The organism is Sanguibacter sp. Z41_6, assembly GCF_059621145.1.
The window spans coordinates 597,788-611,909 of the sequence record NZ_JCAQIF010000001.1; the positions used below are offsets into that span (position 1 = coordinate 597,788).

The 14,122-nt window shown below is 69.2% G+C and carries 14 protein-coding genes; 6 read left to right on the forward strand and 8 right to left on the reverse strand.

Annotated features, from left to right (window positions below):
* The first annotated feature begins 108 nt into the window (after positions 1-108).
* From AC54T1_RS02845 to AC54T1_RS02865, 5 genes are all read left to right on the forward strand, one after another.
* A complete protein-coding gene (locus tag AC54T1_RS02845) occupies positions 109-2,097 on the forward strand; it encodes a protein kinase family protein (RefSeq protein WP_496910960.1) in 1,989 nt (662 codons plus the stop codon).
* A gap of 100 nt (positions 2,098-2,197) precedes the next feature.
* Positions 2,198-3,184: a thioredoxin-disulfide reductase gene (gene trxB / locus AC54T1_RS02850; RefSeq protein WP_484343829.1), complete on the forward strand. Its 987-nt coding sequence runs from the start codon at positions 2,198-2,200 to the stop codon at positions 3,182-3,184.
* On the forward strand, positions 3,181-3,534 hold the full coding sequence (gene trxA / locus AC54T1_RS02855; protein ID WP_496910961.1) for a thioredoxin: 354 nt from the start codon (positions 3,181-3,183) through the stop codon (positions 3,532-3,534). Before trxB ends, trxA begins: the two co-directional genes overlap by 4 nt.
* 127 nt (positions 3,535-3,661) lie before the next feature.
* The gene (locus tag AC54T1_RS02860) at positions 3,662-4,894 is read left to right on the forward strand and encodes an aminotransferase-like domain-containing protein (RefSeq protein WP_484344242.1); all 1,233 of its coding nucleotides are present in this window, start codon (positions 3,662-3,664) and stop codon (positions 4,892-4,894) included.
* Complete coding sequence (locus AC54T1_RS02865) at positions 4,891-5,841, forward strand: D-alanine--D-alanine ligase family protein (protein ID WP_484343831.1); 951 nt, start codon at positions 4,891-4,893, stop codon at positions 5,839-5,841. Before AC54T1_RS02860 ends, AC54T1_RS02865 begins: the two co-directional genes overlap by 4 nt.
* Before the next feature lie 36 nt (positions 5,842-5,877).
* Here the strand turns inward: AC54T1_RS02865 and AC54T1_RS02870 are convergent, their stop codons facing one another.
* From AC54T1_RS02870 to rpmH, 8 genes are all read right to left on the reverse strand, one after another.
* A complete protein-coding gene (locus tag AC54T1_RS02870) occupies positions 5,878-7,281 on the reverse strand; it encodes a ParB/RepB/Spo0J family partition protein (protein ID WP_496910962.1) in 1,404 nt (467 codons plus the stop codon).
* Positions 7,282-7,350: 69 nt separating this feature from the next.
* Positions 7,351-8,289 (reverse strand): ParA family protein, encoded by a 939-nt coding sequence (locus AC54T1_RS02875; protein WP_484344243.1) that lies wholly within the window; start codon positions 8,287-8,289, stop codon positions 7,351-7,353.
* A gap of 294 nt (positions 8,290-8,583) precedes the next feature.
* The gene (gene rsmG / locus AC54T1_RS02880; RefSeq protein WP_496910963.1) at positions 8,584-9,207 is read right to left on the reverse strand and encodes a 16S rRNA (guanine(527)-N(7))-methyltransferase RsmG; all 624 of its coding nucleotides are present in this window, start codon (positions 9,205-9,207) and stop codon (positions 8,584-8,586) included.
* Positions 9,208-9,272: 65 nt separating this feature from the next.
* The gene (locus AC54T1_RS02885; protein ID WP_496910964.1) at positions 9,273-9,809 is read right to left on the reverse strand and encodes a Jag family protein; all 537 of its coding nucleotides are present in this window, start codon (positions 9,807-9,809) and stop codon (positions 9,273-9,275) included.
* A 48-nt stretch (positions 9,810-9,857) separates the two neighbouring features.
* Positions 9,858-11,018, reverse strand: coding sequence for a membrane protein insertase YidC (gene yidC / locus AC54T1_RS02890; protein ID WP_496910965.1), 1,161 nt, complete (start codon positions 11,016-11,018; stop codon positions 9,858-9,860).
* Between the two features lie 73 nt (positions 11,019-11,091).
* Positions 11,092-11,340, reverse strand: coding sequence for a membrane protein insertion efficiency factor YidD (yidD, locus tag AC54T1_RS02895; protein ID WP_496910966.1), 249 nt, complete (start codon positions 11,338-11,340; stop codon positions 11,092-11,094).
* Positions 11,337-11,669, reverse strand: coding sequence for a ribonuclease P protein component (rnpA, locus tag AC54T1_RS02900; RefSeq protein ID WP_484343837.1), 333 nt, complete (start codon positions 11,667-11,669; stop codon positions 11,337-11,339). The genes yidD and rnpA overlap by 4 nt, the downstream gene beginning before the upstream one ends.
* 26 nt (positions 11,670-11,695) lie before the next feature.
* The gene (gene rpmH, locus AC54T1_RS02905) at positions 11,696-11,833 is read right to left on the reverse strand and encodes a 50S ribosomal protein L34 (protein ID WP_191783193.1); all 138 of its coding nucleotides are present in this window, start codon (positions 11,831-11,833) and stop codon (positions 11,696-11,698) included.
* 497 nt (positions 11,834-12,330) lie between these two features.
* Between rpmH and dnaA the strand changes: the two genes are divergently transcribed.
* Positions 12,331-13,791 (forward strand): chromosomal replication initiator protein DnaA, encoded by a 1,461-nt coding sequence (gene dnaA, locus AC54T1_RS02910; protein ID WP_484343838.1) that lies wholly within the window; start codon positions 12,331-12,333, stop codon positions 13,789-13,791.
* Positions 13,792-14,122 lie beyond the last annotated feature (331 nt).

A 14,122-nucleotide genomic window follows, 5' to 3' on the forward strand; every position in this document is an offset into this window, starting at 1 on the left:
CAGTACTGAGCAGCGCCGAGCAGTACCGGGCAGCGCCGCGGGGACGTTCACATCGCCCTCACAGGCCTGGCCGTCGGTGGCAGGGGCGTGCCGCGTACGATGTTGACGATGCCGATCGGGCTCAGGACAGCGAACGGGGTGGACTTCGTGGACAGCGTTGAACGCGGCACGCTCGTCGTCGCCCGGTACCTCCTCGTCGAACCCGTCCCGAGCGAGTTCGCCAGCGCGAGCGTGTGGCACGGCATCGACCAGATCCTCGACCGACCCGTACGTGTGACGATCCTCGAGGGCGACGGTGCCGCGCTCACCCTCGACGCCGCCCGGCGGGCCGCACTCGTCTCCGACGCACGCCTCGCGCGCGTCCTCGACGTCCTCCAGGACCACGGTCGTCGCTACGTCGTCACCGAGCCCTACCTCGGCGCGAGCCTCACCGACCTCGTCGCTGACGGCCCGCTCGACGCGGCGGCCGCACGCGCCGTCATCGGGGACGCGGCGCTCGCCCTCGAGGCCGCCCGTCGGCGTGGGGTCCACCACCTTGCGCTGCGGCCCGAGTCCGTGCGCGTGCACCGGGGCGCGGTGCGCGTCACAGGTCTCGGCATCGACGGGACCCTCTCGCTGTCCGATGCCGGGCGCCCCACCGGTGACGAAGCGTCCCGGGCGGACACGGTCGCCCTCGTGGCGCTCCTGCACTACCTCCTCACCGGCGTGCTGCCGCGAGCCGGGATTCCGCTGACGGGCCGCAACGTCGAGCTCGACCTCCCTGCAGGGCTGCAGGCCGAGGGCGAGCCGCTCGCTGCTCCCCGGGACGTCGTCCCCGACGTTCCCCGGGACCTGGACACCCTCTGCGTCGTCACGCTCGGACCCCACGACGACGGACCACACACACCTGGACAGCTCGTCAAGGAGCTGCAGCCCTGGGACGACGAGGCGGTACCGACCATCCCTGAAGCAGCAGAGACCACGCCGAAGGTCATCGAGGACCAGATCGGGCAGGGGGTGAACCGGCAGTCCGTGCGGACGACGCTCGGCGCAGCGACCCTCCCTGGTGCCTCCAAGCCCGGCACGCCGCCGCCCGCCGGGCCCGCCCGGCGCCCGAGCACGGGGCGGATCCCACGCGTCTCCGCGACAGGCCGGGCGCCCGGCGTCGCGGCCGGTGCCACGGGTGCCGCCGGGGCTGCCGTGGCCATGGGTGCGGCCGGGGCCGCGTCGCACACCGCAGCCGGCGCTCCCGCCACGCTCGCCCCAGGACAGGGTGCACCGGCCGCTCCTTCCCTTCCGCCCCGCACGAGCGCACTGCCGCCGTCGTTCACCCCGACCGACACGGCGGCCCGCGCGTCCGAGGCACGAACGAACCGACCTGACACGTTCGACTCCCTCGCGAGCGACATCGGCCGGCCCGCGGCGCCCGTTCCTGCCGCCAGCGAGCCCTTGACCGTCGAACGCGTGAAGCGCCTGCGTTTCAACCCCGCGCCCTACATCCTCGTCCTCATGCTCGGGGTGGTCATCGCGGGCGGGAGCTGGGCGCTGTCCGCCCTCGGCCGGGGCATCGGCCCGGTCCTCGTCACGGAGAACGGGGTCGAGGAGGTCGACGCGCCGGCTGCGGTGGAACCCGGCGAGGTCCCGCCCGACGCTGCGCCCGACGCCCCGCCACCCGTCGTGGCGCCGCCTCCCATCATCGCGTCCGGTCAGCAGATCGACCCGCCCCCGGACGGTGACAACAACGAGCACCCCGAGCTCGTCGACCGTGCGTTCGACCTCGACGGCGCGACGGGCTGGAAGTCCCGCACGTACAAGACGGCACAGTTCGGCGGGCTGAAGAAGGGCTTCGGGTACGCCGTCACGCTGCAGGAGGCGACGGACGTCTCCACCGTGTACCTGTCGACCCCCAACACGGGCGGCAACGTCGAGGTCCGCGCGACGGATCCCGCGAACCCCACCGCCGGCGAGGTGCTTGCGTCCGGGCCTCTCGCTCCGGACACCACGCTGACGTTCGCGGCGCCCGTCTCGACGCAGACGATCGTCCTGTGGTTCACCGAGCTGCCCCAGGCGATCAACGGTGGGCACTACGTGCAGATCAACGAGCTCGCGCTGTCCTGACCGACGGCTCCGCGGGAACAACGTCCGACCCGACGGCGTTCTTGTGGGCAGACCATCCCGGCATCGTCGATGCCGTCCGACAGACCGAAGGACCGACACCGTGACTGCAGCACCCACGCACGAGCTGATCATCATCGGCTCCGGCCCGGCCGGGTACACGGCCGCCGTGTACGCCGCGCGCGCAGGGCTCGCACCACTCGTCCTCGCGGGGTCGATCACGGCCGGCGGTGCGCTGATGAACACCACCGAGGTGGAGAACTTCCCCGGGTTCACCGACGGGATCCTCGGCCCGGAGCTCATGGAGAACATGCAGAAGCAGGCCGAGCGCTTCGGTGCCGTCATCGAGTGGGACGACGCCACCGAGGTCGAGCTGGACGGCCCCATCAAGACCGTGCGGACCGGTAACGGCGACACGTACACCGCTCGCGCGATCATCCTCGCGACCGGCTCCGCGTACCGGGAGCTGGGCCTGCCCGACGAGAAGCGCCTCTCCGGCCGCGGTGTCTCCTGGTGCGCCACGTGCGACGGGTTCTTCTTCCGCGACCAGCACATCGTCGTCGTCGGTGGGGGGGACTCGGCGGTGGAGGAGGCGACGTTCCTCACCCGGTTCGCCTCGAAGGTGACGATGGTGCACCGCCGCGACGCGCTCCGGGCCTCGAAGATCATGGCTGAGCGTGCGATGAGCGACCCCAAGATCGAGTTCGCGTGGAACACCGAGGTCGTCGGGATCGCGGGCGAGAACAAGGTCGAGGGCCTGCGCCTGCGGGACACGATCACCGGCGAGGAGCGTGACATCGACGCGACCGGCCTCTTCGTCGCCATCGGCCACGACCCGCGCACCGAGCTCGTCAAGGGCCAGGTGGACCTCGACGCCGAGGGGTACATCCGCGTCGAAGGCCGCACCACGCGCACGAACCTCGAGGGTGTGTTCGCCTGCGGTGACGCGGTGGACCACCTCTACCGCCAGGCCATCACCGCGGCCGGGTCCGGCTGCTCGGCCGCGATCGACGCCCAGAACTACCTCGCGTCCCTCGTGGACGTCGTGGAGTCCCCGTCCGAGCTCGTCGAAGCACTGGAGTCACTGTGAGCACCCACATCGTCACGGACGACACGTTCAAGGCCGAGGTCATCGAGGCCGACATCCCCGTCCTCGTCGACTTCTGGGCCGAGTGGTGCGGTCCCTGCCGCATGGTGGCACCGGTCCTCGAGGAGCTCTCGACGGAGTACGAGGGACGTCTGAAGATCGCGAAGCTCGACACGGAGGCCAACCCGCAGACCACTGCGGCGTACGGCGTCGTGTCGATCCCGCTGCTCAACGTCTACTCCGGCGGCGAGCTCGTCCGCTCGATCCTCGGGGCGCGGCCCAAGCGCGCACTGCGCGAGGAGATCGACGAGATCCTCGCCGAGGTCGCCACCAGGTCGGGCGCCGGGGCCTGACGACGAGCACCCTGGGGTCAGGTCTGCGCGTCGTGCGAGACTAGGGGGCGTGACTTCCTCACCGCGCCCGACCCCAGGTACTCGGCTCGATCCCTGGTTCGGTGCGTACGCAACGCGCGCGCACAAGATGCGGGCGTCCGAGGTGCGTGCCCTCTTCGCCGTCGTCAACCGACCCGAGGTCGTGTCGCTCGCGGGCGGTATGCCCAACCTCGCCGGCCTGCCGCTCGACACCATCGCGGACACGGTGCAGCGCGTCGTGGCGACCCAGGGCCTCTCCGCGCTGCAGTACGGCTCCGGGCAGGGTCACGAGGTGCTCCGTGAGCAGATCCTCGACGTCATGCGGCTCGAGGGCATCGAGGCGCACCCGGACGACGTCGTCGTGACGACGGGGTCCCAGCAGGCCCTCGACCTCGTCACGCGCATCTTCATCGACCCGGGTGACGTCATCATCGCCGAGGCCCCGAGCTATGTCGGTGCTCTCGGGGTTTTCCGCTCGTACGAGGCCGACGTCGTCCACGTGCCCATGGACGAGGACGGGCTCATACCCGAGGCCCTCGAGTCGACGCTCGCCTCCGTCGTGGCGCAGGGCCGCCGCGTGAAGCTGCTGTACACGATCCCGACGTTCCACAACCCGGCCGGCGTGACCTTGAGCCCCGAGCGCCGACCACGCATCCTCGAGATCGCGAAGCGGTACGGGGTGCTCGTCGTCGAGGACAACCCGTACGGGCTCCTCGGGTTCTCCGGCGACCCCGTCCCCGCGTTGCGGTCCATGGACGACGAGGGGGTCCTCTACCTCGGGTCGTTCTCCAAGACGTTCGCCCCGGGGTTCCGCGTCGGGTGGGTCGTCGCGCCGCACGCGGTGCGCGAGAAGCTCGTGCTGGCCTCCGAGTCCGCCATCCTCTGCCCGTCCAACGCCTCGCAGATGGCCATCTCCGCGTACCTCGCCTCGAGCGACTGGAAGGGGCAGATCAAGTCCTTCCAGGTCATGTACCGCGAACGCCGGGACGCCATGGTGTCCTCGCTCGCCGAGCACCTGCCGGACGCCTCGTGGACAGTGCCCGACGGGGGCTTCTACACGTGGGTCCGCCTCCCACCGGGCCTCGACTCCAAGTCGATGCTGCCGCGGGCCGTCACGGGACGTGTGGCGTACGTGCCCGGGACGGCGTTCTTCGCCGACGGGACGGGCGCTGACCACATGCGTCTGTCCTTCTGCTACCCCACCCCCGAGCGCATCCGTGAGGGTGTGCGCCGCCTCGCCTCGGTCGTCAACGCCGAGCAGGAGCTCGTCGAGATCTTCGGGACGAGCCCTTCCCTCGACGACGTCACCGACGTCGACAACCCTGGACCGGATACCGCATGAGCACCTCTGACCTTCGCGTCGTCATCCTCGCCGGAGGCCTGTCCCACGAGCGCGACGTCTCGATCCGCTCCGGACGTCGCGTCGCGGAGGCGCTGCGCTCGGTGGGCACCGAGGCCACCGTGCACGACGTCGACGCCGACCTCGTCCCGATGCTCCGGGAGGTCAAGCCCGACGTCGTCTGGCCCATCCTGCACGGCGCCAGCGGCGAGGACGGATCGCTCCGGGACATCCTCGAGCTGCTCGACGTGCCCTACGTCGGTACCGGGCCGCGCGCGAGCAGGATCGCCTGGGACAAGCCGGTCGCGAAGTCCGTCGTGGCCCGTGCCGGACTCGCGACCCCCGAGTACGTCACGCTGCCCCAGAGCCTCTTCCGGGAGCTCGGGGCACGGACGGTCATGTCCGCGGTCGTCGACCGGCTCGGTCTGCCTCTCGTCGTCAAGCCCTCCCGTGGCGGCTCCGCCCTGGGCGTCACCCTCGTCACCGATGCGGCGCACCTCCCACGGGCGATGGTCGACTGCTTCGCCTACGGGGACACGGCGCTCATCGAGCGCGCGGTGGTCGGCACAGAGGTCGCTGCGTCGGTCGTCGAGACCGCTGACGGTCTCACCGTCCTCCCGCTCGTCGAGATCGTCACCGACGGTCCGTACGACTACGACGCCCGCTACAACCCCGGCCGTACCGAGTACTTCTGCCCCGCGCGCCTCTCGGAGGCCCAGGAGTCGAGCGTCGTCGCGTTCGCCCTCGCCGCCCACGAAGCCCTCGACCTGCGGCACGTGTCACGGACGGACCTCATCCTCGACGAGCACGGCACGCCGCACTTCCTCGAGGTGAACGTCGCCCCCGGGATGACCGAGACCTCCCTGCTGCCGCAGTCGGCCCTGGCGTCGGGCCGTGCCCCCGCGGCGCTCTACCAGGGCATCGTCGAACGCGCCGCCGGCCGGGCCTGAACCCGTCGGCGCCGGCTCGCACCGAGGCCCACCTGATCAGGGGGTCTTGAACAGCCCGTCCTCTTCGGGGGCCATGACCGCGAGGATCCGGTTGAGGTCCTCGACCGAGGCGAACTCGACCGTGAGCTTCCCTTTCGTCTTGCCGAGATCGACCTTCACCCGGGTCTCGAACCGGTCCGAGAGCCGACCTGCGAGCTCGTCGACAGCCTGGCTCCGGCCCCCGCGACGCGGACGCCGGACGACGGGCTTCTCCTCCGAGGACGCGCCGCCGAGCGCCACGATCTCCTCGGTGGCTCGGACGGACAGTCCTTCTGCGACGATGCGCTGCGCGAGGCGTTCGATGTCTGCGCCGTCCGCGAGACCGAGCAGCGCGCGGGCGTGCCCGGCCGAGAGCACCCCGGCCGCGACGCGGCGTTGGACGAGCGGTGGAAGCCGCAACAGACGCAGCGTGTTGGAGATCTGCGGCCGCGAACGCGAGATGCGTGACGCCAGCTCCTCGTGGGTGCACCCGAAGTCGTCGAGGAGCTGGCGATAGGCGGCGGCCTCCTCGAGCGGGTTGAGGGCACTGCGGTGGAGGTTCTCCAGGAGCGCGTCCCGGAGCAGGTCGGCGTCGTCGGTCTCACGGACGATCGCGGGGATGACCGTGAGGCCGGCCTCCCGCGACGCGCGCCAGCGGCGCTCACCCATGATGAGCTCGTAGCCTGCGCCGTCAGGCTCTGTCCGGACGACGATGGGCTGGAGCACACCGATCTCGCGGATCGAGCCGACGAGCTCCGCGAGGTCGTTCTCGTCGAACACCGTACGGGGCTGGCGGGAGTTCGGGCGGATGCTGTCGATCGGAAGCTCGGCAAACGTCGCGCCGGGCACCGGGACGAGCTCGGTCGGCGAGAGGTCGCCCATCGCGGCCGCGTATGTTTCACGTGAAACCGAGGAGATCTCGCGCGGGCCGGTACTCACGGGCGTGGAGTCCTCCGCGACGCGCCCGCTCCCGTCAGCCAGCCCGGACCCGTCAACCGGACCCGACGCCGAACGGCGTTCGGTCACCGGCTTGAGCACTCCGGACATGGCGGCGGAGCGTCCGGACGCGGTACGCCTCCGGGCGGTGGTCTGTCGGGCCGCTCGGGTCGTCGACGACTCGTCGGCCGCGCCCTCGTCCCGCCCGGGCGTGGGCGCCGAGCCACCTCGGTCCGCGTCCGCGGACGAGGGAGCATCAGCGCCTGCCCCAGGACCGTCGGGTGCGTCGGAACCCTCAGCGACCATGTCGTCGCTGTCCACGACTGTGCTCGTGGGAACGAGAGCGTCCATGACCCCCGCCGCGCTCCCCGGTCGCGGTGCACGCGGCTCGTTCGGGAAGAAGACATCGACGGGCCGGTCGCCCGCGGCCACCGTGGGGATGAGCGCACCGAGTCCCCGGCCCAACCCGCGTCGCTTCTCACTCATGGTCGTACCTTCCCATCTCTGAGCTGCTGCTCATACGCCCGGCCGTTGTCTCGGAGCGGACCGGGCCGGTCATGCCACGACCGCACGCTCAGCAAGCTCCCGCGCGGCCTCGCGGTACGCGAGAGCGCCGGTGGAGTTCGGTTCATAGGAGATGACGCTCTGTCCATGGCTCGGTGCCTCCGAGACCCGCACAGACCTCGGCACGGCCGTCTGGAGCGTCTGCTCCGGGAAGTGTTCCCGGACCTCGGCAGCAACCTGCTGCGCGAGGTTCGTCCGGGCGTCGTACATGGTGAGCAGGATCGTCGAGACGTGCAGCGCCGGGTTGAGGTGCGCCTGGATGAGCTGGATCGTCTTGAGCAGCTGGCTCAGCCCTTCGAGCGCGTAGTACTCGCACTGGATGGGGATGAGCACCTCCCGGGCCGTGACGAAGGCGTTGAGGGTGAGCAGCCCGAGGCTCGGGGGGCAGTCGACGAGGACGTAGTCGATCCGCTCCTCCCCGGCCGCTGCTCGGCGCTGGAGGTAGGCGTCGAGGGCGCTGCGCAGTCGTGTTTCACGTGAAACAAGCGACACGAGCTCGATCTCTGCTCCGGAGAGGTCGATCGTCGCGGGGACGCAGAGGAGGTTCGGGAAGTGCGGGCAGGTCTGGATGCTCTCCTCGAGAGGAGCGCCTTCCACGAGAACTTCGTAGACGGACGGGGTGCCCGACCGGTGCTCGATCCCGAGCGCGGTCGACGCGTTGCCCTGGGGATCGTTGTCGATGACGAGCACGTTGAGCCCGCCCTGCGCGAGGCTCGCCGCCAGGTTGACGGTCGTCGTGGTCTTGCCGACGCCACCCTTCTGGTTCGCCACCGTGATGATCCGCGTGTCACGGGGCCGCGCGAACTGGTGCCCGTCGAGGGACACCCGTCGGCGGGTGTCCTCGTGGAGCTGAGCGGCCAGGGGCGTCGAGTCGTCCACCGCCGGCAGGCTGCTGAGGATCGCGTTGACCCGGTCGCCACGCGTCCACATCTCCCGTGGGACTGTCGCCGTCGGCCGGGTCCCTGAGGACTCCCGGTCTGGTGTCACGGCCACTCGAGTCTCCTCCACGTGCTTGTCTGCCACTGGGGCTCGTACCCGAGGTGCTCGTCTGATCCGCCGCGGGAGACCCCGCGCGGGACGGTCATCTCCGCGGCCCGTGCTTACCCTACGCGGCGTTGTCAGTCATGTGGGGCACGCCCCACCGGGAGATCCCCCGAACGGTGAGAATCACACGGACGGGCTCCGACACCGTCACGAGAAGACCGACCGCCACGGAGGTCGCGCCTATCCCTTCGTGGAGCGGACCACGGTTGTCGTCTCGGCGCCCTCGACGGTGCGTGCCTCAAGGATCTCCGGCTCCGACATCCGATGCTTCCGGAAGATCTTTCGCGCTGGTTCGATCTCGCGCGCCACGTTGCGTCCCTTGAGGATCACCAGCTGGCCGCCGCGGTCCAGCAGGGGGAGCGACCAGGCTGCCAGCTTGTCCAACGAGGCAACCGCGCGTGAGGTGATCGCGTCCACCGTCATCGCGCCGTGGAACTCCTCGGCGCGCCCGCGCTTGATGATGACGTTCTCCAGCCCGAGCACCTCGACCATCTCCGTGAGCCACTGGCACCGCTTCTCCATCGGTTCCATGAGGATGACCGTGAGATCGGGCCGCATGGCCGCGATGACGAGCCCGGGCAGGCCCGCGCCGGAGCCGACGTCGATGACGCTGCCACTGTCGGGCAGGAAGGGGACCACCGCCGCCGAGTTGAGGATGTGCCGGTCCCAGATCCGGTCGAGCTCACGTGGTCCGATGAGCCCACGCACCTCGCCCTGGGTACGGAGCTCGTCCGCGAACCGTGCCAGGGTCGGGTACGCGTCACCGAGGTAGGCGCGTACCGCGTCGGGGTCGAGCGTGTCCATCGGGCTCCTCAGAAATCGGCACGGATCGTGTTTCACGTGGAACGGTGGTCGTCCACCGCCATCGCTCAGGGCGTTGCGCTGACCTCGATGTGCCGGTTGGGGTCGACGCCGAACGACTCGCTCACGAGGCCGGCATCGGTCACGACGTCGTGGACGACCTTGCGCTCGAAGGCGTTGAGCGGCGGCAGCACGACCTTCTCGCCGGTGCTGCGGACCGTCTCGATGGTCTGCAGCGCGAGGGCGGTGAGCTCGACCTTGCGCCCGGCCCGGTATCCCGCGACGTCCAGCATCAGCCGGCTCCGCTCCCCGGTCTTGGTCTGCACCGCGAGCCGGGTGAGCTCCTGCAGCGCGTCGAGCACCTCGCCGCCCTCCCCGACGAGCTGGCTCAGGGAACCCTTCTCCTCCGCGACAACCTCGACGGCGGCACGCCCGTGATCGATGTCGATCTCGATGTCACCATCGAGGTCGGCGATGTCGAGGAGCTCCTCGAGGTAGTCAGCGGCTACCTCCCCCTCCTCCTCGAGGAGGCTGTCCTTGTCGGGCAGGATCTCCTCGTCACGCGGCTCGGGCTGGTCCACGGCGGCGTCAGATGAAGCAGTCACGTCACTCTCCATTCAGCAAGAAGTTCGCAGGTTCCGGTCGAACCGTCGTCACCGCTTAGAACCCTTCGCGCCCTTCGGGCGTGGCTTCGCCTTGCCCGGCCGCGGGGCAGATCCCGGCTTGGTCGGAGCTGACTTCTTCGTGAGGTCCGGTCCGGACCCGGTCGTACCGCCGCCAGAGCTGGTGGTCGCAGCCCCAGGAGCGGTCTCGCTGCCCCCGGATCCCGGCGTGGGGGTCGCCGCCGGGGTCGTCGTCGGACCGGTCGCCGGACGCGGCTTCTGGCGGTCCTTGCGCTTGGGCTGCTGACGCTGCCCGCGAGGCTGCTCGATGACGGTGGGGCGGGTCTCCTCGATGACGATGCCCTTGCGCGCAGCGCGACGTGCCTTGCGCTCGTTGAGCAGCCGCTCCGCCTCCGATCCGGGGGCCGGCATCCTGCGGATCGTGTAGAACTGCTGGCCCATGGACCAGAGGTTCGTCGTCGTCCAGTAGATGAGCACACCGATGGGGAAGTTCACGCCGGAGATCCCCATGATCACGGGGAGCATGTAGAGCATGATCTTCTGCGTCTGCATCATGGGGCCCTCGAGGGCCGCCTGAGGCATGTTCTTCATCGTCAGCTGACGCTGGGTGAGGAACTGGGTGGCCGCCATGGCGACGATGAGCACACCAGCCACGATCTTCGTCGTGAGGCTCGTGGGCTCGTGCAGGAACGAGGAGGAGAGCGGGGCGCCGAACAAGGTCGAGCTCTCCGCGGCGCGCGCGACGACCTGATCGATCGGACCGATGGGATCGGCGGTGCCGTCGGCGATCGCCTTGAGACGGTTGAGCACCCGGAACAGCGCGAAGAACACCGGTGCCTGGAGCAGAACCGGCAGGCAGGAGGCGAACGGGTTGGTCTGGTGCTTCTTGTACAGCGCCATGGTCTCGCGGCTCATCGCCTCGCGAGACGCGGGATCCTTCTTGTTCTTGTACTTCTTCTGGATCGCCTGGAGCTCCGGCTGGATCATCTGCATCCCGCGGGAGGCGCGGATCTGCTTGAAGAACAGCGGGATCATGACCGTGCGGATGATGATCACGAGACCGACGATCGACAGGACCCAGGCGAGCCCGGCCCCGTCGGACATGCCCAGCAGCGTGAACACCTTGTGGCACAGGTACATGATCCACGCCACGACCCACTCGATGGGGTAGAGGAACGCGAAGAAATTCATTGCTGCTGCTCCTAGTGCACGCCTGTCCTGCTCGAACCACCGGGTAGGCCCCTGGCGGGAAATCTCGTGACCGTTAGCGGTGTCCTGCCGCGTGCGGACGTACGTCCGGGACGTCGTCGATCCCACCCGGGTTCCACGGGTGACACCTACCTAACCGCCGGACGGCCAGCCAGGTTCCCCGGAGCGCCCCGTGCCGCTCGATCGAGGTGACCGCGTAGCTCGAGCACGAGGGGTAGAACCGGCAGCGCGGTGGTGAGAGCGGGGAGATCCACCGCTGGTAGGACCGGACCACAGCGAGAAGGATCCGAGAGACGACCTTCATCGCTGGGCCTCTCGCCGAGCCAGCCTGCGCACGCACCCGAGATAGTCGCTCTCGAGCTGGTGCGAGTCGGCGTCGGACGCCGCTGGAAGGGCTCGCACGACGACGAGGCTCCCGCTGGTCAGGTCCCCGAGGTGCCTGGCCACGATCGCACGCATCCGGCGCTTGACCCGGTTCCGCACCACTGCGTTCCCCACGGCCTTGGATACGACAAAACCGACCGATGGACCGTCCACCTCGTCCGACGAGCGGGCGAGGTGGACGACCATGGTCGATCGTCCGGCACGCGCACCGGCGCGTACCGCTCGGTCGAAATCGTCCGAGCGACGCATGCGGTGCGGTGCAGGCAGCACCGAGGTCAGGCGGAGAGCTCGGTGCGGCCCTTGCGACGGCGGGCAGCGAGGATCGCACGACCGGCGCGGGTGCGCATACGCAGGCGGAAGCCGTGCGTCTTGGCACGACGCCGGTTGTTCGGCTGGAAAGTCCGCTTAGTCACGAGGTACTCCAAAAAACGTCGGGGAAGCACGTCCTCGATGGACGTGCCGTTCACCACTCCGACGAACGCTGCGACATGACCTCGACCTGGGTCGTGGACCTGCGCACTGAAGGCATGCGGAAGCGACGGGAATGGCTATGAAACGGTACGTGGCGCAGGGCCTGCCGGTCAAACCGCGGATCCACGGTGTTCTCCACAGGTGTGGATGATCGCCGCCCACGTGTGGACGATCCGTCTGGGGAACAGGTCGTCGACCACCCGGGAGAGGCCGCCATACGGGCTGAGAGCCGCAGGATCCCCAGGTTCGCCACCGTCGATTCCCGATGCCCACAGGTTGTGGAAAACTATGTGGACGACAGTTTCCCGTGGGACGCTGCAGACCCGGTTCTCCACGGGTCCGTGCAGACGAGCGCCGGATGTCGCTAGCCCGTCCCCCGCCCCGCAGATGGGCGCCACCGCCCGTGCAGGGTCAGATCAAGGAAGTCTCCAGGAACACCATGGCCAACCAGGACGACATCGGCGGGATCTGGAAGCAGGCGATCGCGGAGCTCGAGGCGAGCCCGGACATCACGCCCCGCCAGCTCGCCTTCGTCAAGCTCGCCAAGCCCCTCGGGGTCTTCGACGGCACGGTGATCATCGCCGTCGCCAACGACCACACCCGGGACTACCTCGAGACGCGGGTCCGGGCCGAGGTGGTGCAGGCGTTGTCGAACGCTCTCGGACGCGACGCCCGCTTCGCGATCACCGTCGACCCGGAGCTCGGTTTCGACCAGGAGGCCGCCGTCTCGCCGGTCGTCGCGGCCCCCGCTCCCGAGCCCATCGACTTCGCGGCGCGCGACGACTCGGCAGAGCTGGGTGAGATCACCCGACGGCGCGCGACGCTGTCGATGGCATCCGGTGGATCCTCCAAGAGCGCGGTCGAACCGGCACGGCTCAACCCGAAGTACCTGTTCGAGACGTTCGTCATCGGCTCGTCCAACCGGTTCGCCCACGCCGCGGCGGTCGCGGTGGCCGAGGCCCCGGCCAAGGCCTACAACCCCCTGTTCATCTACGGCGACTCGGGGCTCGGCAAGACCCACCTCCTGCACGCGATCGGCCACTACGCGTACAACCTCTACCCGGGCGTGCGCGTGAAGTACGTGAGCTCCGAGGAGTTCACGAACGACTTCATCAACTCGATCCGCGACGAGAAGGCTGGTGCGTTCCAGCGCCGCTACCGCGAGGTCGACTTCCTCCTCATCGACGACATCCAGTTCCTGCAGGGCAAGGAACAGACCGTCGAGGAGTTCTTCCACACCTTCAACACGCTGCACAACGCGAACAAGCAGGTGGTCATCACCTCCGACCTTCCGCCGAAGCAGCTCAACGGGTTCGAGGACCGGCTGCGTTCCCGTTTCGAGTGGGGCCTCATCACCGACGTGCAGCCCCCGGACCTCGAGACGCGTATCGCGATCCTCCGCAAGAAGGCCAGCGGGGAGCGTCTTGCTGCTCCCGACGACGTCCTCGAGTACATCGCCTCGAAGATCTCGTCGAACATCCGTGAGCTCGAGGGCGCCCTCATCCGGGTCACGGCCTTCGCCAACCTCAACCGGCAGCACGTCGACCTCGCTCTGGCCGAGATCGTGCTCAAGGACCTCATCACGGACGACGACGCCTCTCAGATCACCGCGGGCAGCGTCATCGCCCAGACCGCGGCGTACTTCGGTCTGACGATCGACGACCTCTGCGGCAGCTCGAGGTCGCGTGTGCTCGTCACGGCGCGGCAGATCGCGATGTACCTGTGCCGGGAGCTGACGGATCTGTCGTTGCCGAAGATCGGGCAGCAGTTCGGCGGACGGGACCACACGACCGTGATGCACGCGAACCGCAAGATCACGGAGCAGATGGCGGAACGCCGGTCGACCTTCAACCAGGTCACGGAGCTCACGAGCCGCATCAAGCAGCAGCACCGCGGCTGAGCCGGCCGCGGTGCCACCCGGTGGACCGCAGGTGGCCGGGAGGTGACTGCACAGCGAATGTTCACACCTGTGCATAGCCCTGTGGACAGCCGTGGACCAGTGCCACTCCGCCTGTGGATAACGTCGGCGGAACGGTGGACGCCCGTCGGTGGAAAACCCGTCGTCCACCGAAGTGACACGTCATCCACAGGGACGACGACTGTCGCCGCACAGACCAACCTTGCGTGTGACCTGCGGCAACACCCTCGATCCACAGGTTCCACAGGTGCTACTACAACGACTACTCATCTCTCAGAAGGACATCCACACGCCTTCATTGCCGTGCCGCGCC